Source organism: Bradyrhizobium sp. UFLA06-06, assembly GCF_054820065.1.
This window is the reverse complement of the sequence record NZ_JADFUD010000067.1, coordinates 17,062-38,719: the sequence shown is the minus strand read 5'-3', so window position 1 is coordinate 38,719 and position 21,658 is coordinate 17,062. Positions and strand designations below refer to the sequence as shown.

Below are 21,658 nucleotides of genomic sequence, written 5' to 3'. Positions count from 1 at the left end.
TCCCTCCAAGAGCGATAAACGCGGCCAACCATCACAAAAAATGCTGAAAAATCAACGGCCGCATCCCTTGTCCTGCCGCTCATAACGGTCTGGTTGCAGGTTCGAGTCCTGCCGGGCCCACCAGAAGATCAAACACTTACCGAACTGCGTGCCGCTTTGCCGGTGATTTTCCCCACAGATATTCTACGACGAAGTCGAACGAATGTCGTCGAACGCGGACGGATTCGCGCAAATGACGATCATATGGTTGGCCGTCTGAGACGGCGTGCTCGTACGTCATTCAACAGGAAAGTCGGCTGCTACGACGTCTGCTTCTGCGCGACAATCGGACATTGGCTGGCGACGTTCGCAGGTCCAAGATGGGCCACTTCCAGATATCGCCGATGGGTATATAGGATCATCGTCCACCCCGGAGAACAGCAAGTGGCCCGAATAGAAACCTCCGTATGGATCGTAACGACTTTCATAATCATTATTGCCGCCACTCCACTACGGGCTTTAGCAACACCAGAAGCGTCTGCATGCGGTTACCTCGCTGGTCTAATCGACAAGGCACCGCCAGGGCCGTTGTTCTTGCCCAGCTATCCGACCGTGGAATCGGGGCCTCTCCATGGCGCCGCATACCTTTATGACAATGCGGTGGCCGCCATCGCATTGGTCGGTTGCGGTGAGCGAGACAAAGCATCTCGGATCGGCACGGCGATTCTCTGGGCCATCGATAACGACCGGACCTGGCATGATGGACGGCTCCGGAACGCTTACGCCGCGGGTGTGGTGGCGAGTGGCTTCGCCAAACTTCCGGGTTGGTGGGACAATACTCAGAACAAGTGGTTAGAAGATCGATATCAGGTGGGCAGCGATAATGGCAACGTTGCATGGGCAATGTTGGCTTTGCTATCGATTGACGATGTGAGTGCCAGCTCTCGGTTCCGCGATGGTGCGGCACGGCTTGCCACCTGGGTCGCGCAATGGGCCGACACGCGCGGTACTGGCGGTTTCACGGGCGGTACTTTTGGGCACGAACCGACGCCCGACGTACGGACATGGAAATCGACCGAACACAATACTGACCTCGCCGCCGCGTTTGGCCTTCTTGCAACCCGCACGGGCGATTCGCGCTGGCGTGATATGGCAACAGCTGCTGAGCACTTCGTAAATACGATGTGGGATCCGGCATGCGCCTGTTTCGCAGCAGGCACCGCCGAAGACGGCGTCACGCGCAATCCGATTTTGGCACTTGATGCTCAAGTCTGGCCCTTAATGGCACTCGCCGGAGCGGCCAAGAAATTTGCATCGGCAATTACTACCGCCGAACAGCGAATGAGCGTCGACAAGGGCTTTTCTTACGGTGAAGACCGAGATGGTGTGTGGACCGAAGGGACCGGCCAAATGGCTCTCTTGCTGGAATTGCTCGGCAGGACTGGAGAGGCAAAATCGTTGGTCGCTGTCATCGAATCCCAGAGGTCGCCGGATGCCGGATTCTATGCCACAAGTGTCCGAGGGCTACCGACTGGGTTCATGTTGGATACCGATCCGGCCAAGCCACGGCTCTATTTCCGATTGCCACATCTTGGCGCAGCTTCGTGGGCTGCTCTTGCAGAACGGGGGTTCAATCCCTTTACGGCGACAAAAGGACTTCCGTAGTTAAGGCCGCAGTGGCGCCCGTCTCAGCCCTTCAGTCCCATCCAAGTTAAGTGCTTTTTCGATTTCGATAGGTCCGAATTTGGTCAATCGCGTCGTTTCTGTCGACGGCGCATGACTTCCGGTCTCCACCCGAAAGCCGACATGATCAAATGGGCCGCAGCCGCAAGGAAAGAAAAGCCGCCCACCAGAAATCCCACAGAAACCCCGTGAACAAACGCGCACGAACGTGCGCAAGAATGCGCGAGCTTTGTTGAAAATGCTCAGATATTCCGGATGTTCGCTGCGCTCATAACGGTCTGGTTGCAGGTTCGAGTCCTGCCGGGCCCACCAAGAAGATCAAGATCTTACTGGGTCCCGGTTGCCCGCAGCGCGGCCACCGCACCAGATACGTGCTCTTTTCGTTCGTGCGCAAGTTCGCGCACCGAAATCGTTCACGACGCCGGAGGTGTGTCAGGAGTTCGTGTCAGAGACGCTCGTCGCTCATCTGGTTGCAGATTCGAGTCCCGCCGGGCCCGCCAGCAAATCAACTTTGTCGGGTGGTGTCCCTTCATCGCCCATGGGATCATCGCACCCGAAACGCCTCACGCCTTCGCGGTGACCATTCTCCACAGCACCTCGGTCAGCACGGCGTAGCCCTTGTCGAGGGCCGCGGGCGCCGTGAACTCGCGCGGATTGTGGCTGAGCCCGCCCTGGCTCGGGACGAAGATCAACGAGGACGGAACAGATTTCTGGATCGCCAGCGCGTCGTGGCCGGTAATGGTCTTGAGCGTCATGGCCTTGAAACCGAGATCCGCGGCGGCAGAAAGGACCAGTGCCACGCCGCCGGGATCGAGCACGGTCCCCGCTCGCCTCTCGTCGGCTACGATCGAGAGACCAACGCCAATCTCGCCCGACTCACGCTCAATTCGCCTCAGAAAGCGGTCGCTGATCGCTGAGACCACGGCTTCGTCCTCATGCCGGATCTCGAACCAGACCCGAACACGGCCCGCCACGACATTCGGCGAGTTGGGATAAACGCTGATGCGCGCCGCGGAGGCATGGGCGCCCGCTGTCTCGCTCGCGATCTCCTGGTACAGCGCCTCGATCGCCCGGGCCGCTGCGCGCAGGGCGTCGCGGCGGAGCGCCATCGGCATCGGTCCGGTGTGCGAGTAGTCGCCTTCGAACATCACCGATATCTTGCGCGTCATCCACGCGCCGGACACTGCGGCAATGTCGGCGGCCGCCTGCTCCAGGCGATCGCCCTGCTCCACATGCAACTCGACATAGCGCACCGGATTGTGTTCGAGCGGCGTCGTCCCGCAATAGCCGATCGCGGACAGCGCCTCGCCCAGGGTGACGCCCTCTGCGTCGCTGCACGTATATGCATCCTTCAGGCTCAGGGCGCCGGCGAAAACCGAGCTGCCGGTCAGGCTGGGCTGGAAGCGGGCGCCCTCCTCATTGGTCCAGTTCACGACGGCGAGGTTGCGTCGCGCGGCGCCGGGATTGGCACGGCAACGCTCCCTGACGGCCTCGACCGCAAGGATCCCGGCGAGCACGCCGAAGACCCCGTCATATCGTCCTCCCGTCGGCTGGGAATCGAGGTGCGAGCCGGTCATGACGACGTCCGTGGACGCCGGCGCCAGCATCGCCACGCCAAACAGATTGCCGATCGCATCGATCCTTGGAACAAGGCCGCGTTCGGCGATCTCGTGCAAGAAGAGGTCCCTTGCCTCCTTGTCGCGCGCCGTTCCAGCCAGCCGACACACGCCACCGTCGTCGGTCGCACCGATCCTGGCAAAGCGCGCGATGAGGTCATGCAATGCGGTCATGTCTGCTCCAGCGATGCGATCCAGTTCCTCAGCTCGGTTTGCCGGCAATCATTGCTCAGAATGTCGCGGTGAAGTGCCAATTTCCAGGCGAGATCGCCACGCCGTTCGTCCACGTCGAGCGCCGAGAGGTCGGCGGCATAACGCGCGAGCGCGTCCAGATCGGCAAAGAAACCCTCGTCAACCAGGAGCTGTCCGTAGCGCAGGATGACGGCGACGACGTCGTGCAGGCGATATTCGGGATGATACTGCACGCCCCAGAATAGCCCGCGACCGAAACGGATCTCCGCCGCCTGAACCTCGCACATGGTATTCCAGGCGGTGACGGTTGCGGACTGCGGAAGGCGGGTGACAATATCGCTGTGGATGGCCGGCGCGTCGAAAACCGCCGCACGACCAGCATGCATGGGATGAGCGCGGCCTTCAGCCGTCAGCATAATCCTTCGCGCGAATCCGACCTCGCGTCCCGCCGGGTTGAGACCGACCTCGCCGCCCGCCGCGACCGTCGCGAGCTGCAAGCCCCAGCACGAGCCGAACATTGGCACGCCGCGAACGAAGATCTCGCGCACGAGGTCGATCTGCCGCAGCGCTTCGACCTCCCGCTGGTAGATATTGAGGGTCGATCCCGTGATCGCGATGCCGTGGTAAGCTTCGAGCGGTTGCGGCAGCGCGAAGCTCGCATCCGCCGGCGTCGCGATGTCGACGACGACGCGAGGTGCAAGCGACCGCAGGACCGCCGCATAGCTCTCCGCAGGCATTGCGCCCGCCGTCTCGGCGATCCGTCGCCGGCCGGCCAGAGTATTGCCCTCGAGAACGAGCAGCCTCAGCACGGCTCAGCTTCCAAGATCGCCTCGAATGGCGGCCAGCGTCAGCTGCTTGAACTCCGGCTCGGTCAACGGCCGCGGATTGGCACCCGCCGTCGGATCCTTGACGGCATCCGCCGCGATCGTTCCGGCATCGGTCTCCTTCACCCCGAGCTCGGCGAGCGTATGCGGCACGCCGAGCTTCTTGCGGAAGGCCAGCAGCCAGGACAGCACGGCATGGAAGTCTTGACCCGGCAGGTTGAGCGCGCGGGCAATGTGCGGAATCTTGTCGGCGATCGCAGCCTTGTTGCAGACCAGGACATAAGGGAAGACCACACCATTGGTCAGCCCGTGATGAGTGTCGTATCGGGCGCCGACCGGATGGGATATCGAGTGGATCGCGCCCAACCCCTTCTGGAACGCAGTGGCTCCCATCGAGGCCGCAGCGAACATGTAGGCGCGCGCTTCGAGGTCGCGACCGTTCTCGACCGCACGCGGCAGATAGCTGTCGACGATCTTCATCCCTTCCAGCGCGATGCCGTCGGCAAGCGGGTGAAATGCCTTGACGCAGTAGGCCTCGAAGCAGTGCGACAGCGCATCCATGCCGGTTGCCATGGTGAGAAACGGCGAGAGACCGACCGCGAGCTCGGGATCCTCAATTGCGATCCTGGGCATCATCATGGGATGGAAAATGATCTTCTTCTCATGGGTATCCTCACGGGTGATCACGCCGGCGCGGCCGACCTCGGACCCCGTGCCTGCCGTCGTCGGCACCGCAATGATCGGCGCGATGCCCTCAGTGTTGGCGCGCGTCCACCAATCGCCGACGTCCTCGAAATCCCAGACCGGCCGCGACTGCGCCACCATGAAGGCCACACATTTTCCGACATCCAGCGCCGAACCTCCACCCACCGCAATCACGCCGTCATGACCGCCGGCCTTGAAGGCTTCGACGCCGGCCGTCAGGTTGGTTTCGGTCGGATTGGCCTTCACGTCGGAAAACACGGCGAGCGGGATGCCCGACTCGCGCACGCGGTCGACGATGCCGGCGATGAGATCGGTCTTGGCGAGCCCGTGATCGGTAACCAGGAGCGGCCTGGTGAGGCCGTTGGTCCTGCACGCCTCGGGAAGCTCGGCAATGCGGCCCGCGCCGGTGACGACGCGCGTCGGAAAATTCCAGGCGCCGGTGATCTGAACGTCCATGTGCTGCTCTCAGTGCTCGATGCGAAGGTGGAATGATTTGGGTCTCGTCAGCGCCTCGAAGCCGAGGCGCGACATGGCGGCACCACGTCCGGTGTCCTTGACGCCGGTCCATGCCAAAGCGGGATCGACATAATCGCAGCGGTTCATGAATATGGTGCCCGTTGCGATACCGTCACCGATGCGTTCCGCTGCGGCGGCGTCCTCGGTCCAGACCGATGCAGTCAGGCCATACGGGCTGTCGTTCATCAGGCCAATCGCCTCCTGATCGGAGGAGACCTTCATGAGGCCGACCACGGGCCCGAAACTCTCCTCCATCATCACCTGCATGGAGTGATCGACGCCGACCAGGACCTGAGGCATCAGATAGGCCGTACCGACCTTGTCCGCCGGAAACCGGGCCGGATCGATCAGAGGCCGCGCGCCTTTTGCCACGGCCTCGCCGATATGGGCGCGGACGGTATCGGCAAAGCGTGTCGCCGCCATCGGGCCGAGCGTTGTGTCCTGCGACAGCGGATTGCCGAGCCGGTAGCGCGCGGTCAGGCCGGCAAAGGCGTCGACAAAGGAGTCATAGATGCGCTCATGCACGTAAATCCGCTCGATGCCACAGCAGCACTGGCCAGAATTGTAGAAGGCGCCGTCCACGAGCTGCTCGACCGCGAAATCGAAATCGGCGTCCGGCCGCACATAGGCCGGATCCTTTCCGCCGAGCTCCAGCCCAAGGCTGATGAATGTCCCGGCTGCTGCCCGTTCGACCGCCCGGCCGCCGGCGACCGAGCCGGTGAAGTTCACGTGGTCGACCGAGCGCGATGAGATCAACTCCCTGGTCATGCCATGGTCGAGCGTGAGCGTCCTGAACAAGCCCCTGGGCAGGCCAACCCGGTCCAGTGCCGCCTGGAAGCGCTCGCCGACCAGCAGGGTCTGTGCGGCATGCTTCAGGATCACGGCATTGCCGGCCAGCAGCGCCGGCACGATGGTGTTAGCCGCCGTGAGATAGGGATAGTTCCAGGGCGCGATCACCAGCACGATGCCGGCAGGGACGCGCTTGATCATGCGGCGGAAGCCGGGACGCTCGGCCGGCACGATCGGCGCCAGCGCCTCATCGCTGAGCTCGACCAGTGCGCAGACGCGTTCTTCCAGGCTACGCAGTTCGCCGCCATGGCGCACCGGCCGGCCCATCTGCATCGCGAGTTCCGGAACGACCTCGTCGTTCTGCACCCGCATCTCGTGCAGGAAGGCGAGCATCATGGCCTTCCGCTCGGCGAGCGGCACCCTTGACCATTCCTGCTGCGCTTTCCGCGCTTGCGCGAGAGCCGCTGCGACCTCAGCACCGGTTGCGACGGGCCGCCGCGCAACCTCGTTGCCGTCGACCGGAGAAATGCAGACGATATCGTTCACGTGATGTCACTCGTCTTCGAAGCAGGATCGGTCTCAGATGATCTCGAAGTAGCGCGCGAGCTCCCAGTCGGTGATGGCCTTGCGAAACTCGCGCTCCTCCCACTGCCGCGTCATCGCGTAGTGATCGACGAAGACGTCGCCGAACAGGTTGCGCGCCGCCTGCGAAGCGACCAGCCGATAAGCCGCTTCCGACAGTGTACGCGGAAACGCGCGCTCGGGCGGATGCTTGCGGTCATAGGCATTGCCGGTGATCGGCTCGTCCGGTTCGATCCGGTGCTCGATTCCCCAGAGGCCCGATCCAAGCGCAGCCGCGATCGCGAGATACGGATTGATGTCGGCGGCGGCGACGCGGTACTCGACGCGCTGGCTCGACGGCTTGCTGGGAATGACGCGCAACGCACAGGTCCGGTTCTCGATTCCCCAGGTCGCGTCGGTCGGCGCCCAGAAGCCGGGGATCAGGCGCGAGTAGCTGTTCACGGTCGATGCAACCATCGCAAGCAGCTCCGGCAGCAGCGCCTGCTGGCCGCCGACGAACCAGCGCATGATGTCGGACATGTTGCCGGGTCTGCCGCCCTGGTGAAAGACCGGCTTGCCGTCCCGGTCGCGCAGCGACAGATGCAGATGCCCGGATTGCCCGGGATAGGTGTTCGACCACTTGGCCATGAAGGTGAGCATCTTGCCCTGACGCTCGGCCCAGACCTTGGAGAAGGTCTTGAACAGCACGGCGCGGTCGGCAGCGGCGAGCGCATCGGTGTATTGGATCGCGGCCTCCAGCACGCCGGGTCCGGTCTCGGTGTGCAGGCCTTCGACCGGCATGTCCATCTCGTTGCAGAGCTTGAGCAGCGAGCGATGAAATTCCGACTCGACGGAGGCGCGCAGCATGGAATAGCCGAACCAACCCGGCGTGAGATTCTTCAGGCCGCGAAAGCCCTTCTCGCGCACGCTGTGCGGTGTCTCGTCGAACACGAAGAACTCGAACTCCGCGGCCACGGACGGCGAGAACCCCATGGCTTCGGCGCGATCGATGACGCGGCGCAGCAGCCGGCGCGGACACAGCCCGGCCGCGGCGCCCTCGAACTCGCCGAGGAAGAACAGCATGTTCTCTTCCGTCGGCACATCGCGGCAGCTCGAAGGATCGATGCGCGCGGTCGCGTCGGGAAAGGCCGTATGCCAGCCGGTGAAGGCACCATTGTCGTACATCTGGTCGTTGGAGTCCCAGCCGAACACGATGTCGCAGAAGCTGAAGCCCGCCTCAAGCGCACCGACGAACTTGTCGCGCGCGAGATATTTTCCGCGAATGACACCGTCGAGATCGACGATGCCGAGCTTGACGTGGGACAAGCCCCGCTCCTCGACAAGAGCCTTCGCCTCGGCGGCGGTTTTTATGCTTCTTGCATCCATGGTGATCAAATCTTCGGCTTTGGTGACATCGCGGGCTATCGGCGATCGCGTCAGGACGCCGCGATCTCGCGCAACTCCTCGTCGCAAGCGGTGATGAATATGTCGGCGTGGTCCTTGCCGAAGCACAGCGGCGGACGAATCTTGAGCGTATTGCCGAAGGGACCCGCAGCACCGATCAGGATGCCGCGCTGGCGCAGGCGGTTGATCAGCAGGCTCGCATGCTCCGCCGCGGGCTCCTTGCTGTCGCGGTCGCGCACCAGCTCGAGCCCGATGAACAGGCCGGCGCCACGAACGTCTCCGATGGTCATGTGGCGATTGCCGATCTCACGCAATCCATCCATCAGTTGACGGCCGGCCTCGAGCGCATTCTGCATCAGGCCCTCGTCCTCGATGACGTCGAGCACGGCAAGGCCTGCGGCCGCGGCCACCGGGTTGCCGCCGAAGGTGTTGAAGTACTTCACCTCCGCGGCGAAGCCATCGAGCAGCGCGGCGCGCATGGCGACGCCGCCCATCGGAAAGCCGTTGCCCATGGGCTTGCCCATCGTGACGATGTCGGGGACGACGCCATGGCGCGCGAAGCCCCACATCGCCGCCCCGGTTCGTCCGAAGCCGGGCTGCACCTCGTCGGCGATGAACAGTCCCTGACGGTCGTGGACGAGCTTCACGGTGGGTGCCAGGAAGCCGGCAGGGTCGGCATAGATACCGTCGCTCGAAAAGATCGTGTCGACCAGCAGCGCGGCAAAGCCGAAGCCGCCGCGCTCAAGATCGGTGATCGCTGCGGCAACGCTCTCAGCGAAGCGCTGGCCAGGATCGCCGACCGGATTGCGATACATCTCGGGTGCGGGAACGGCGCGCACGTGGGGCGGCAGCGGCTGACCGGGACGCGAGGACGGCGAGACATCGGTCACGGCTGTGCTGTTGCCGTGGTAGGCGGTCTCCGTGACGATGAAGCCCGTCCGCCCGGTCGCCACTTTCGCAACCCGCAGCGCCAGGTCATTCGCCTCGCTGCCGGTGCAAGTCAGAACCAGATGATTGATCCCGCGCGGAAACGTCGCAAGGAGACGCTCGGCATAGCCATCGACGACGTCGTTGAGATAGCGTGTGTGCGTGCTGAGCAGGCCGGCCTGACGGCTGATCGCTTCGACGACGCGCGGATGCGAATGCCCGACCGACGGGACGTTGTTGTAGAGGTCGAGATAGCGCCGGCCATCGACGTCGAACATGTAAACGCCTTCAGCGCGCGCCATCCGGATCGGCTCCTGATAGAACAGGACCGAGGCCTTTCCGAAGGAACGCAGGCGCCGTTGCACCGCCTCGCCGAGCGCCGGGTCGATTGACGACACCCGGCCCTGATCGAAGGCGTTCAACGCCAGAATCTCTTTTTCCTGCTGCATCGCCCGCCTTCCCTTTGGCCCGCGGCCTGCGCGGACCAAAGCCGTCCCCTGCAGCGATCATGCCCCAGCCGTTCCGCTACGACCTTGGATCCATGTGCAAATTCCCACAATTGAAAAGCGGATTGCAGGCACAAGACATCAGAACGTCAGGCATGCGCTCCGCATTCCAAAAACATATTCCATATGTTTCAGTATCTTATGCGATCACTGCGATCCCTTTGCGAAGAGCATAGGCAGCGCGGCGCCCAAAAAATGGGGAATATGCCACATAATTGGTGTGGACTCACAACATCGCTTGAGGAACGATCATGAGGCGGACGCTGGAGAGGTTTGCAGCCGGAGAGACAGCGGAATGACTAATGACGCCCCTGCTGCGGCCGACAAGCGGCCACGAAAGGCCGACGGCGACCGCCTCTCGAAGCTCGCGCGCCACAAGCACATCATCTCGCAACTCACCGCCGCGCCGACGCTGCGGGCTTCCGAGCTCGCCGCCGTGCTCGGCGTCTCCGGCGAGACCATCCGGCGCGATCTGATGGAGCTTCAACAGCAGAAGCTTATCAACCGCACATATGGCGGGGCGTCCCGTCCCTTCGCACTCGAGCCGGCGCTGACCGATCGCAAGGCGATCATGATCGCCGAGCGCGAGGCAATGGCCGCGATGATCGTCGACCTCATCCTGCCGAACGAGGTACTGATGCTCGGCGCCGGCGCGACCACGTTTCACATCGCAAGACGGCTGGCCTCACGCGCGCACGATATCACCGTGATCACCCATGATTACGCCATCGCGGCCGCGCTGGCCGTCAATCCGTCGATCCGCGTGCTCTGCTGTCCCGGCCGCTATCACCCCACCGAAGGCTATGTGTTCGGCACGCAGACGATCGCGAACATCAACAGCTATGAGGCCAACCGCGCCATCGTGAGCGCGACCGGCATCAGCGCGCGCGGTGCGAACGATGCCGACGACGAGGCCGGCGCCATCTATGGCGCCATGGCCAAGCGCGCCGCGGAGGCCATCCTGGTGGCCGATCACAGCAAGTTCGACCAGCGTGCGCTCACCGTGTTCGCACATTGGACCGATATCGATCGTCTGGTTACCGATCGGCAACCAGAGGGAGCTCTGGCAACCGCTCTCCGTGCGGCCGGAACGGAGATCATTGTTGCGCAACCCTGAGAAAGGCCCAGCCATGGCACGCCTGACATCTGTTGCTTCCTGCGAGGACCACACCGGCCTTCATGCTGGTAACGACAAGGACCCCGGTCCCACGCAGGATTGGCGGACTCGGATCGGACGCCTCGATCTCGAGCTGATCGGGCCGGATCACGCCTTTGCCCGCAACTGGGAGCGCGTCGCCTGCATCCACGATGCCGCCTATGTGCTGGTGTTTCCCCTGACCGGATGCGTCGCATTCAGCCAGGATAGCCGCATCGGGATCGCCCGTCCCGGCGAATATGTCCTGCTCAGCGAGCTCGCCTTTTACGAATTGTCGTCCGACAAGACCGCGCGCTTCCTGATGCTGCGCATTCCGGCCGCCGAGCTGCGCGGCCGGCTGGTCTCGGTTGAAGATCACATCAGCCGGCGCTTCAAGCCGAACGAACAGATGACGCACCTGCTCGCGGGCATGATCCGCAGCGTGGCCGAGCTGTTCGTCGCCTCGCCGCCGCCGAACCCCCAGGCGCTAGCGACCGAAATGATCAGCTTCGTCGCGCTGACGATCGGATCAGAGGATCGCGGCGCGGCAACCGATGTACGCAACGCGCGTTATCATTTGCGCCGCCGGATCGTAGACTTCATCGAGAGCCATCTCGGCGACCAGTCGCTGTCGCCGAAGAAGATCGCGGCTTCGAGCCGCATCTCGCTCAGCTATCTCTACAGCCTGTTCAACGACAACGAGACCACGGTCAGCCAGTTCGTTCAGACCAAGCGGCTGCAGCGGGCGTATGAGATCCTGGTCGCCGACCCGAAGGGCCGGCGGACCGTCTCGGAGGTCGCCTACGAGGTCGGCTTCAAGAACGTATCGCATTTCTCGCGCTGCTTCAGCCGGCACTTCAAGGTGGCGCCGCGCGACGTTCGCCAGACGCCGGTGGCGCCGCCGCAGCCGGCCGCAAGCGCGCGCTCGCCGCAGCCGAAGAGCCCTGCTGCCCGGGTGGCGCCGCGCAACGGATACGGCTCCCCCTATTGGGAGATCGACAAGCAGCCGGTCCACGAGACGGCGTAGCGCCCCATCCTAAGGCAAGGCGTCGAGCGTCCCGCGACGCCGGCGCGCCTCCCGCCCGGAGCGATCATTGGACGACATTCAAGACAGATTATCCGCAAGCGAGCTAGCCTCGTTCTTCAACGAACTTGCCGACGTCGCCGGTAGGATCGCCGTGACGCACTTCCGCTCCAGCGTCGACTTCGAACGCAAGCAGGATCTGACGCCGGTCACCGTCGCCGATCGTGCGATCGAGATGGAGCTGCGGCGACTGATCGGCGCGCGCTTCCCCGATCACGGCATCCTCGGCGAGGAGACGGGATCGACTGCCGGGGACCGCTACACCTGGTATCTCGATCCGATCGACGGAACGAAGAGCTTCATCTCCGGCATGCCACTGTTCGGCACGCTCGTCGCGCTCGCCGACGAGAAAGACGGCTCGGTCGCCGCCGGCATGATCGATATGCCCGCACTGGCGGAGCGGTGGTACGGCACCCGGCAAGGCACCACCTTCAACGGCAAGCAGGCAAAAGTGAGCCGCACGACGCGACTGGAAGACGCACAGATCTACACGTCATCGCCGGACTTCTTCACGCCGGGCGACTGGGCTCGCTACGACGCGCTGAGCCAGAAAGCCATGTTCCGGCGATTTGGCGGCGACTGCTACCAATATGGCCTGCTCGCATCCGGCCACTGCGATCTCGTGGTCGAAACCTCCCTCAAGTCGTTCGACTTCATGGCGCTGATTCCGGTGGTCGAGGGCGCCGGCGGCATCGTCCGCGACTGGCAGGGGCAACCGCTGTCGCCGGACTCCGATGGCCGGGTCATCGCGGCTGCGAACGACAGCCTGCTCGAGCAGGCACTCGCGATCCTCGATCAATAGTTTGCGGAAACCATCCTGCGGCGCGGCTCAGACGAGCCGCAACCAGCCGTCCCAGCGGGGATCGTACATCACGTCACGGGCGCGCATGTATTTCCAGACGCCGTACTTCTGATAGTCGAAATCCCAGTCCTTGAGCTTCCGGTTCACGACCGCCCATGACGCCCATTTCATGTCGGCGAGCGCCCGGTTGAGGATCACGCGCGCGACCATCTGCGGCCGCACCTCGCCCAGATATTGCTCGATCAGGGCCTCCGTCAGATGCTCGTCGAAGAACATCTCGGCGAACAGGACGCCGAGCTCATAGCTACGCTCGTTGTTGGAAGCGAACTCGTAGTCGATCAGCTTCATCGGCTTTGGGGCGCCTGATTCCGCCGAGATCAGGAAATTGCCCGGCATCGGATCGTTGAAGCACGGCACAAGATCGAGACCCGACGCCAGGAACGCCGACTTGGCCTGATTGTAGCGATGCATCAGCCAGGGCATGTCCTGCGGGAAATGCGCGCCGAGCTCCCTGCCCTGCTCGATATGTTCCTCGATCATGTCGAAGATGGTCTTGGTCTGCCCGAGCTTCGGGCCGGCATGCAGGCGGCGGTAAAGGTCGAGAACGTCGGCCTGGATGGTGGCATCGCCGAAATCGGCATTGGTGCAGGCGCGATAGCCTTCGAGGAACTCGCTGATCTCGAGCCCGTCCGCGGCGTCGAAAAAGATCACCTCGGGCGCAACGCCCATGGCGTGGGCGTTGCGCGCAGCCTCGTTGGCGGTCACGCGATCGATGAACATCTCCGAGCCCTCGCCGGGCACCTTGATGAAGTAGCGCCGTCCATCGCCGGATATCTCGACCAGCCAGTTCTGATTCATGAGGCCGCCGACCAGCGGGGTATAGGCCGCCCCCTTGCCGTGCCATTGCGGCACGCGGGCGATCGCCGCCTCGACATTGCACTCGTGGACTGTCGCTCCCTCGCCGAGCTTCCTGCGGACAGTCATGCGATCCTCCGAAGCATCTCGCCAAAGCGCGGCTCCCGGACCGTCATGCGGCAACGCACGAAGCGCCAGCTGGCGAACTTGTAAAACTCAAAGGTGTTGCGCGCCGACCGCGCGGCGAGCACGGCGCCGATCAGGCCCCAGCGCAGATCATCCGCCATGCCGTAGATGCGGGCGCGGCTGAATGCGCGCTCGTCGAATCCGCCGGCGTTGCGGCTGAAGGCCTCGCGCGCCTCCGGTTCCTGCGCGAAGGCTTCGACGAGGAAGCTGCCGAGGTCCTCCAGCGGGTCGGCCGTCGTGGCGCGATCCCAATCGATCAGGCGAACCTCGCCGGTGTCGCTGATCAGGATGTTCGAGACATTGCCATCGCCATGGATTGGCACCGGTTTGATGTCGAGTTTCCTCAAGGCATCGGCCGCAAAACGCAGCTCCTTGACCAGCCATTCCGCATCCGAGGGCAGTTGCGCCTTCGCGGCCTTTGCCGCCTCGTAGAAATGCTCGATCTCATCGAAGACTCCCATGCGCCGCGGCAGAGGCGCCCCTGCTTGGAACAGGCGCCGCGCCGCGATGACCGCGTCGACGATCTTCGGCTCCAGCATCCGCTCCAGCGTGCCGACCCGCCAGCCACGGTTGAGATCCTCCATGACCAGAAGTCCCGCGTCCGGATCCGCCGCAAGCACCTTGGGACCGATACCGAGATCGGATGCGCGTCGGGCCGCCTCGAAGGCGCAGGCGACGTCGATGTAGAGCCTGGCATCCGCATCCATGCTCTTGATGAAGATGCTCTCGCCGCTTCCATTCCTGGTGGCGCGCCAGGGAGCGCCGTCGACCCCGCGCCAGCTTGGCGAGGCGAGGACCGGAATGGCGGGCTCGATCACAATATCGCCCGTCCCCCATCCCGGGAGCCCGGCAATGTAGTTCCGGACCGTGGCGATTTGCGTTCCAGACTGGCTCATGACGACTTCTGATCTCTCGCGGGTGTCGTTCGGCCCGCTTGTCGCGGGCCTCCCGGTTTGATGACAAATTCGATCAAGACAGATGCAAAAGGGATGCCTCGCACTCCACCAAATCATGCCCTTGCGGCAGCGGCACTACCCCGACGGGGGCGACTTTCGCTATCCGGACACTGATCCAGAACACCATTTGTCGAGGCCAAGATGTCTGCTGCGGAACTGATCGGGATGAGCCTTGCGGGGCTGACGGAGGCCTACGCATCGCGCGCATTGTCGCCGGTGGAGGTGTTGCAAACCGTGCTCGGCCATGCCGAGGCGGTCAATTCCGCGATCAATGCGCTGTTCTGCTTCCGTCCGGAGCAAGCCATGGCAAGCGCGCAAGGCTCGGAAGCGCGATGGAAGGCGGGAGCGGCGCTGGGTCCGCTCGACGGCGTCCCCATGACCGTCAAGGACAGCGTCGCCATGATCGGCTGGCCCTATTTTCACGGCATCGGCGCCAACCGTGCCCTGCCGCCCTCCAACTACGATTCGCCGCCGGCGATCGCGCTCCGCGAGGCCGGCGCGGTGATCTTTGCCAAGACCACGATGCCGGATTGCGGGCTGATGGCGTCGGGCATCAGCTCGCTGCACGGCGTTACCCGCAATCCCTGGGGGCTCGCCTGGAATACCGGCGGCTCGTCGGCCGGCGCAGGCGCCTCCGTCGCCGCTGGCGCCGGCTATGTTTCCGTCGGCACCGATATCGCGGGCTCGGTCCGCCTTCCGGCCGCCCATTGCGGACTGGCCGGACTGAAGCCGACCCATGGCCGTGTGCCGCATTTGCCGGCCGACACCATGCGCATGGCAGGCCCGATGGGTCGCAGCGTGGATGATATCGCGCGCCTCCTGACCGTGCTGACGCGGCAGGACGAGCGCGACACCTGGAGCCTGCCCGCCGATGGCGTGCGCTATCACGAGCATCTGAAGCGCGACGTGAAGGGACTGAAGATCGGCGTCCTCACCGACATGGGCTTCGGCATGAAGGCCGAAGCTACGGTTCGCAGCGCGGTCGAAGCGGCCGGCAAGCTGCTCGCGGGCGCCGGCGCGATCGTCGAGCCGTTCACCTCTCCGCTCACCGACGACGCCTATGCGCCGATCGACCTGTTCCTCCAGGTGCGCGGCTATCTCGAATATGCATCGCTGCCGCCGCATGGCGACACCGCACGCGACATCAATCCCTACGTTCGCGCATGGTGCCTTGGTGGGGCGAAACATTCGGGCGCCGACCTCTACCGGGCGCTGGGCCAGATCGCCAAGATGAAGGCGGCGATGCTCGCGGCCTTCGAGGGCTGGGACTATGTCATCGCCCCGACGCTGCCGGTGGTGAATTTCCCGGCCGAGGAGCCCGGCGTGTCGCGCGAGATGCCGCTCGCGCACACGCTGTTCACCGCAATGTTCAACCAGACCTGCCAGCCCGCCTCCACCGTCTGCATGGCATTCGATTCCCGCCATTTGCCGATCGGCGTCCAGGTGACCGGGCACCGCTTCGACGATCTCGGCGTGCTGCAGGTGACCAAGGCGCTGGAAGACATGCGCTCGTTCGCGATGAACTGGCCGTTCAAGCCGCGCCCCTGAGCGCTCAGGCCGCGGCCTGCGCCGGCTCGCCGTCGAGGAGGTGGCAGGCGGCAAAGCGCCCGGGCGCGCGTTCGACCAGATTCGGCGTCTCCAGCCGGCAGCGGCCGAACGCCTTCGGGCAGCGCGAGGCAAAGCTGCATCCCGCCGGGATATCGATCGGGCTCGGCGGCTCGCCCTCCAGCAGGAAGTCCGCGGGGTTGAACGGCTTCTCCTCCAGCGTGGGGGCGGCCGAGAGCAATGCCTTGGTGTAGGGATGCTGGGGATCGAAGAACAGCTCGCGGTTGTCGGCGATCTCGACCATCTCACCGAGATACATCACGGCAATGCGCGTGCAGACCCTGCGCACCATTGCGAGATCATGGGAGATGAAGACATAGGTGAGGTCGTTCTTCTCCTGCAGCTTCGAGAAAAGGTCGATCAGCCTTGACTGCTCGCGTTGATCCAGCGCGGACAAGGTTTCGTCGAGGATCAGCAGCTTGGGATCGAGGATCAGCGCGCGCGCGATCGAGATGCGCTGGCGCTCGCCGGTGGAGAGCGCGTTCGGGAGCTGGTCATAGAGCTCGGCGGCAAGACCGACCTCGGCCATCGCCGCGATGACCCGGCTGCGCAGCTCCGCGCGGGCGACATTGCCGCGGATCAGCAGGCTCTCCTCGATCATGCGGCCGACGGTGGTGCGCGGCGGCAGCGCGTTGTACGGATCCTGCAGCAGCAGCTGGAATTCGCTGCGGGTGCGGATCAGCTGGCGCGGCGACAACGTCCCGAGCGACGTGCCATTGAGGACGATGCTGCCGTTGTCGGGAACCTCCAGCCAGGCCAGTAGGCGTGTGAGGGTCGACTTGCCGCAGCCGGATTCCCCGACGATGCCGAAATTCTCGCGCGGCATGATGTCGAGCGTCACGCCGCGTACTGCCTGCACGTTGCTGTAGGTATTGAACGTCCCCCGCTTGCGTGCGCGATAGGTCCGAACAACGTGTTCCACCTTCATCAGGGGCAATTCGTCTTGCGCTTTGCGGCGGGCCGGCGGGCCCTCCGTGGTCGCCCACATGCGCGGCACGCTGGCAATGGCCTTGCGCGTGTAGTCGGTCTGCGGCGCGGCGAGCAGGTCGGCGAACGCCTGCTGCTCGACGAACCGGCCCTGATGGAGCACGGCCGTGCGGTCCCCGAACTGGCCGAGCGTGGGCAAGGACGACGAAAGGTAGATCGTCGCCATCCTGTGGCGCAGGCACAGGTCGTGCAGCAGCGCCACGATCTGTGCCGCGATGGTGACATCGAGCGGCTGGGTAATGTTGTCGGCGATCAAGACGGCGGGCTCGGCGCAGATCGCATCCACGATCATCGCGCGCTGCATCATGCCGCCGGAAAATTTTGCCGGGTAGTCCCAATAGCGCTCTTTCGGCGATGGAATCCGGACCTCGCCGAGGAGCTGCACGACCCGCTCGCGACATTCGCGCGGATTCCATTCGGGCCTGACGCTGTGCAGCTTTTCCGCGATCTGGGTCCCGACCGGTACCGTCGGATCGAGCGAGCTTTGCGGCTTGGATCCGATATAGGCGATGTCGCGGCCGATCCGCACCTCGCGCGCCCCGGCGCCGAGAATGTCGTGGCCGGCGAACGTGACCCCTCCGGAGCGATACGCCAGACTTTCCGGCAGCCAGTTCGCCAATGCGCGGCTGAGCACGGTCTTGCCGGCGCCGCTTTCGCCATAGATGCCGAAGATCTCCGACGTGTTGAGGCGGAAGGAGATATGATCGAGGATCGGCGCGGCGCCCGGTGTCGCAGAACTGACCGTGAGGTCGTCGACCTCCAGAATGAGCGAGAGATCCATCTCAGAGACCTCCATAGATCCGGTTGCGCGCCTTCTCGAGCGCCGACCCCATCAGGTTGATCGAGGTAAGCGCGATAGCCAGGAACACGCCCGGCGTGGTCGCGATCCACCAGGCATTGATCAGGTATTTGCGGGAGTCGGCGATGATGCTGCCGAAGCTCGGCGTCGGCGGCTGGATGCCGAGCCCCAGGAAGCCGAGGATCGCTTCGAAGATCATCATGCGTGCGACGTCGAGCACGGCGACGAATGCGATCGGCGGCAGGATGTTCGGCGCAGCGAACAGAAACAGGATCCGCCAGTCCCCGGCGCCGAGCACGCGCAGGCCGCGGACATATTCCTTGCCGCGCTCGGTGACCGCGGCGCTGCGCGCCACACGCGCGTAGAGCGGCCAGCCGGACAGCGCCAGCACGATGATGATGGTCGGCACCGTCGGCCGCGACACGCCGAGAATGGTGATCGCCAGGATGATCATCGGAATCGACAATTGGGCATCGGTGATCCGCATGATGACGGTGTCCCACCATTTGCCCTTGAAGCCGGCAAACAGGCCAAGGCCGCAGCCGATGACGAAGATGAGCAGGACCGTGACGACGCCGACCAGCAGCGAATAGCGCAGGCCGATCAGGCTGCGCATCAGCATGTCGCGGCCGAGCTGATCCGTACCCAGCGGATGATCCCAGGTCCATTTGTCGCCGAGAAAGACCGGCGACATGAACTTGTCCTTCACCACCATCTTGGTCGCACTGATCGAGGACACCTCGGGATAGATGGCCGAGGCCAGCACCAGCGCCATGAAGATGATGAAGCCGATCTTGAAGCTCGGCATGCGCCAGGCGGCGGCCATGATGCGGCGGTTGACCGAACGGGTTGGGGCCGCCGGTAAGGCGGGCTCCTCGGCGATGATCGTGGTGGCCGTCATGATCAGATCTCCACGCGGGGATCGATCAGATAAGCGACCAAATCCACGATGATATTGATGAAGACAAAGACGGCGCTGGTGGTGATGGCGATGCCCTGGATGACTGGAAAGTCGCGCCCGACGACGGAGACCACGGTCAGATTGCCGAGGCCAGGATAATCGAAGATGTATTCGATCACGAGAACGCCGCCGATCAGCGTCGAAAGCTGGATCCCGAGCAGGTTGACCAGCGGCACTGCCGCGTTGCGTAGGGCGTGCGAATAGACGATGCGGCGGCGAGACAGGCCGCGCACCCGCGCCTCATCGATGAACGGCGCTTGCATGACCTCGCCGAGTGAGGTCGTCAGCGTGCGGATGATGAAGGGGGCGATCTCCACCGCGAGCACGAAGGCCGGCAGGATGACATAGGAAAATCCCTGGTAACCGAGCGCCGGCAGCACCTTCAGTTTCACCGACAGAAACAGGATCAGAACGATCGCGAGCCAGAAATTCGGAATCGAGACGAACAGCGACTGCATTCCGAACGCCAACGCATTCTGCCAGCGATGCTGGTGCAGCCCGCCCGCGATGCCGATCGGAAACGACAGCAGTAGCGCGAACACGAGCGCCATGCCGCCCAGTTGCAGCGTGAACGGCAGGCGTTCGAGGATGAGATCGATCACCGGCGCCATATCCGACTTGGTCGGGTCAACATACTGCCCGCCGGTCGCGATCATGCCGCTGCGCGGCCGCAAATAGGATTGCCCGAGATCGCCCTGTACCAGCCCGCGCATGTACCGACCATATTGCACGATGATGGGGTCGCGCAGCCCCATCTTGGTCGCGACCTTCTCGACCACGTCGGCCGGCGCCATGCCGCCGACGATCAGGCGCACGGGATCGCCCGGCACCACGCGCAGCAGCGTGAAGATGATCAACGAGGTGATGAAGACAATCAGGATGCCCTGCGCGATCCGCTTGACCAGGAATTCCAGGATCAACATCGAGAAGAGCTACCTTTGCAATTCATGAGGACCAGGCCCGACCCGTCCGGCCTGCGTCCGCGAACCGGCAGGTCGGGCGTACCCGGCCTGCCGAGCAATCATCATGCCAGTGTTGCCTTGGTCATGTCCTGCATGCCGTTCGGATAGATGTACAGACCATCCAGCTTCTTGCTGTAGGCATGGATGAAGACCGAGGTGAACAACGCGAGCGCCGGGGCCTTCCTGGCGATGGTCGGCAGCGTCTCGGTCTGCAGGATCTTCTTGCGCTCCTCGATTGTCGTGGCGTTGCGCTCCTTGTCCAGCACTGCGTCGATGTCCTTGTCGACGATGCCGGTGATGCGCTTGGAGGAGGAGTGGAAGTGGGTGCGCAGGACGAGATCCGGCTCGGGCGAACCGGTGCACCAGCCGCAGTCGATCATGTTGCCCTCACCGCCGCCGGGCTTGTCGTAAAGCAAATTGCCCCATGCAGCGACTTCGAGCGTCTGCAGATTGACCTTGAACCCCTGCTCCTGGAGCATGCCGGTAATCAACTCGGCATATTCCTTCGTCTTCGGATAGAAGCCGACCGACGTGTAATAGGTGAGCTCGGGTAGGCCCTGGCCTTTGGGGAAACCGGCCTCCGCGAGCAGCTTCTGCGCCTTGTCCGGATCGAATTCAGGATAGTCGGCCACCTCGGCATAGCCGAACTTGACCGGCGAGATGTGCGCCTTGGAATAGATGCCGGAGACGCCGAGCACGTCGAGCACCTGCTTGCGGTCGATCGAGTAGCATGCGGCGAGGCGAATGCGCGGATCGTCGAACGGCTTCTTCGAGCAGCGGAAGAACAGGTATTTGTTTTCGACTGAAACCGCCTTGTGGATGCTGAAGCGGGCATCCTTCGAGATGGTCTCGACCTGCTCCTGCTCGAGCCGCTCGATGATGTCGGCCTCGCCGTTCAACAGCGACAGCGTGCGCGTCGTGGTGTCACCGACAAAGTGATACTCGACACCCGGGATCTTCGCTGCGCCGAGGAAGAAGTCGGGGTTGGCGGCGAGAACGGTGGTGTCGCCTTTCTGCTCGACATATTTGTAGGGGCCCGTGCCGTTCATGCGCGCCGAGAGCTGCGCCTTGTTGGCAACGTCCTTGGCCGACATGATCGGCAGGAAGGACGACAGGTAGTAGTAGAGCGTCGCCGGATAGCCCTGCGCCTTGGTGTTGATGTGGCAGGTGTAGTCGTCGACGACGTCGACGGTGACGAGACCGGGGTACCACTGCGCCGGACGATCGGGTTGGCAGCCATATTCATAGGTCGCCTTGACGTCGGCCGCTGTGAACGGGGTCCCGTCATGAAATTTGACGCCCTTCCTGAGTTTCACCTCCATCGTATAGGTGTCGATGGGCTTCATCGATTCAGCCAGCTCGAAGATCAGCTCGTCCGGCTTCTCCGGCCGCATCGGCGCCCGCGTCAGATAGCCGAACACAAAGCCCTCGACGATGAGCTGGCCGAGATTGGTACTGTCTCTTATACACATAGTTCGTCGGCAGCGTCAGATGTGTATAAGAGACAGCCCTAACATCAAGTCTCTGCGGTTGATCATATGGTAATCCCTCGATGATTTCGGCAACGCTGAAACTGCTCTCGAGGCCGCAAGGCACTCAGCCGTTTCGATCGTCTTGCACAAAT

17 protein-coding genes are annotated in these 21,658 nt (G+C 63.6%); 5 read left to right on the top strand and 12 right to left on the bottom strand.

All coding sequences use genetic code 11. The annotated features are described in order from the left end of the window. Positions 1-423: 423 nt before the first annotated feature. The gene (locus IF803_RS35595) at positions 424-1,644 is read left to right on the top strand and encodes a hypothetical protein (protein ID WP_411780263.1); all 1,221 of its coding nucleotides are present in this window, start codon (positions 424-426) and stop codon (positions 1,642-1,644) included. Between the two features lie 581 nt (positions 1,645-2,225). Here the strand turns inward: IF803_RS35595 and IF803_RS35590 are convergent. The 6 genes from IF803_RS35590 to IF803_RS35565 all read right to left on the bottom strand — a co-directional run bounded on the left by IF803_RS35590 (position 2,226) and on the right by IF803_RS35565 (position 9,645). Then, positions 2,226-3,452, bottom strand: a complete 1,227-nt coding sequence (locus tag IF803_RS35590) for an allantoate amidohydrolase (RefSeq protein ID WP_461195436.1) — start codon at positions 3,450-3,452, stop codon at positions 2,226-2,228. Further along, entirely contained in the window at positions 3,449-4,279 is an 831-nt protein-coding gene (locus tag IF803_RS35585; RefSeq protein WP_461195435.1) for a type 1 glutamine amidotransferase, read from the bottom strand. The genes IF803_RS35590 and IF803_RS35585 overlap by 4 nt, the downstream gene beginning before the upstream one ends. A 3-nt stretch (positions 4,280-4,282) precedes the next feature. Beyond that, complete coding sequence (locus IF803_RS35580) at positions 4,283-5,455, bottom strand: iron-containing alcohol dehydrogenase (RefSeq protein WP_028341161.1); 1,173 nt, start codon at positions 5,453-5,455, stop codon at positions 4,283-4,285. A gap of 9 nt (positions 5,456-5,464) precedes the next feature. Beyond that, on the bottom strand, positions 5,465-6,850 hold the full coding sequence (locus IF803_RS35575) for an aldehyde dehydrogenase family protein (protein ID WP_461195434.1): 1,386 nt from the start codon (positions 6,848-6,850) through the stop codon (positions 5,465-5,467). A 33-nt stretch (positions 6,851-6,883) separates the two neighbouring features. Next, positions 6,884-8,191: a glutamine synthetase family protein gene (locus tag IF803_RS35570; RefSeq protein WP_461195433.1), complete on the bottom strand. Its 1,308-nt coding sequence runs from the start codon at positions 8,189-8,191 to the stop codon at positions 6,884-6,886. 110 nt (positions 8,192-8,301) lie between these two features. Next, positions 8,302-9,645, bottom strand: a complete 1,344-nt coding sequence (locus IF803_RS35565) for an aspartate aminotransferase family protein (protein ID WP_028341164.1) — start codon at positions 9,643-9,645, stop codon at positions 8,302-8,304. A 352-nt stretch (positions 9,646-9,997) separates the two neighbouring features. Here IF803_RS35565 and IF803_RS35560 point away from each other — a divergent pair, with 352 nt between their 5' ends. The 3 genes from IF803_RS35560 (at position 9,998) to IF803_RS35550 (ending at position 12,723) form a co-directional block, all read left to right on the top strand. Next, the gene (locus tag IF803_RS35560; RefSeq protein ID WP_028341165.1) at positions 9,998-10,819 is read left to right on the top strand and encodes a DeoR/GlpR family DNA-binding transcription regulator; all 822 of its coding nucleotides are present in this window, start codon (positions 9,998-10,000) and stop codon (positions 10,817-10,819) included. A 13-nt stretch (positions 10,820-10,832) separates the two neighbouring features. Further along, positions 10,833-11,864: a helix-turn-helix domain-containing protein gene (locus tag IF803_RS35555; RefSeq protein WP_028341166.1), complete on the top strand. Its 1,032-nt coding sequence runs from the start codon at positions 10,833-10,835 to the stop codon at positions 11,862-11,864. Positions 11,865-11,931: 67 nt separating this feature from the next. Continuing rightward, on the top strand, positions 11,932-12,723 hold the full coding sequence (locus IF803_RS35550) for an inositol monophosphatase family protein (RefSeq protein ID WP_461195432.1): 792 nt from the start codon (positions 11,932-11,934) through the stop codon (positions 12,721-12,723). Positions 12,724-12,750: 27 nt separating this feature from the next. Here IF803_RS35550 and IF803_RS35545 read toward each other — a convergent pair whose 3' ends face one another. Together IF803_RS35545 and IF803_RS35540 are read right to left on the bottom strand one after the other, a co-directional pair. Then, positions 12,751-13,707, bottom strand: a complete 957-nt coding sequence (locus IF803_RS35545; RefSeq protein WP_028341168.1) for a choline/ethanolamine kinase family protein — start codon at positions 13,705-13,707, stop codon at positions 12,751-12,753. After that, a complete protein-coding gene (locus IF803_RS35540; protein ID WP_461195431.1) occupies positions 13,704-14,660 on the bottom strand; it encodes a phosphotransferase family protein in 957 nt (318 codons plus the stop codon). Before IF803_RS35540 ends, IF803_RS35545 begins: the two co-directional genes overlap by 4 nt. 201 nt (positions 14,661-14,861) lie before the next feature. Between IF803_RS35540 and IF803_RS35535 the strand changes: the two genes are divergently transcribed. Beyond that, positions 14,862-16,268, top strand: a complete 1,407-nt coding sequence (locus IF803_RS35535; RefSeq protein WP_461195430.1) for an amidase — start codon at positions 14,862-14,864, stop codon at positions 16,266-16,268. A 4-nt stretch (positions 16,269-16,272) separates the two neighbouring features. Here IF803_RS35535 and IF803_RS35530 read toward each other — a convergent pair whose 3' ends face one another. The 4 genes from IF803_RS35530 to IF803_RS35515 all read right to left on the bottom strand — a co-directional run bounded on the left by IF803_RS35530 (position 16,273) and on the right by IF803_RS35515 (position 21,506). After that, on the bottom strand, positions 16,273-18,093 hold the full coding sequence (locus IF803_RS35530; RefSeq protein WP_461195429.1) for an ABC transporter ATP-binding protein: 1,821 nt from the start codon (positions 18,091-18,093) through the stop codon (positions 16,273-16,275). Position 18,094: 1 nt separating this feature from the next. Continuing rightward, positions 18,095-19,012 carry an ABC transporter permease gene (locus IF803_RS35525; RefSeq protein ID WP_304496633.1) on the bottom strand — a complete coding sequence of 306 codons (918 nt, stop codon included), beginning with the start codon at positions 19,010-19,012 and terminating at the stop codon, positions 18,095-18,097. Between the two features lie 2 nt (positions 19,013-19,014). Next, on the bottom strand, positions 19,015-19,995 hold the full coding sequence (locus IF803_RS35520) for an ABC transporter permease (protein ID WP_461195428.1): 981 nt from the start codon (positions 19,993-19,995) through the stop codon (positions 19,015-19,017). Between the two features lie 101 nt (positions 19,996-20,096). Continuing rightward, positions 20,097-21,506 (bottom strand): ABC transporter substrate-binding protein, encoded by a 1,410-nt coding sequence (locus IF803_RS35515; protein ID WP_461195427.1) that lies wholly within the window; start codon positions 21,504-21,506, stop codon positions 20,097-20,099. Between the last annotated feature and the right edge of the window lie 152 nt (positions 21,507-21,658).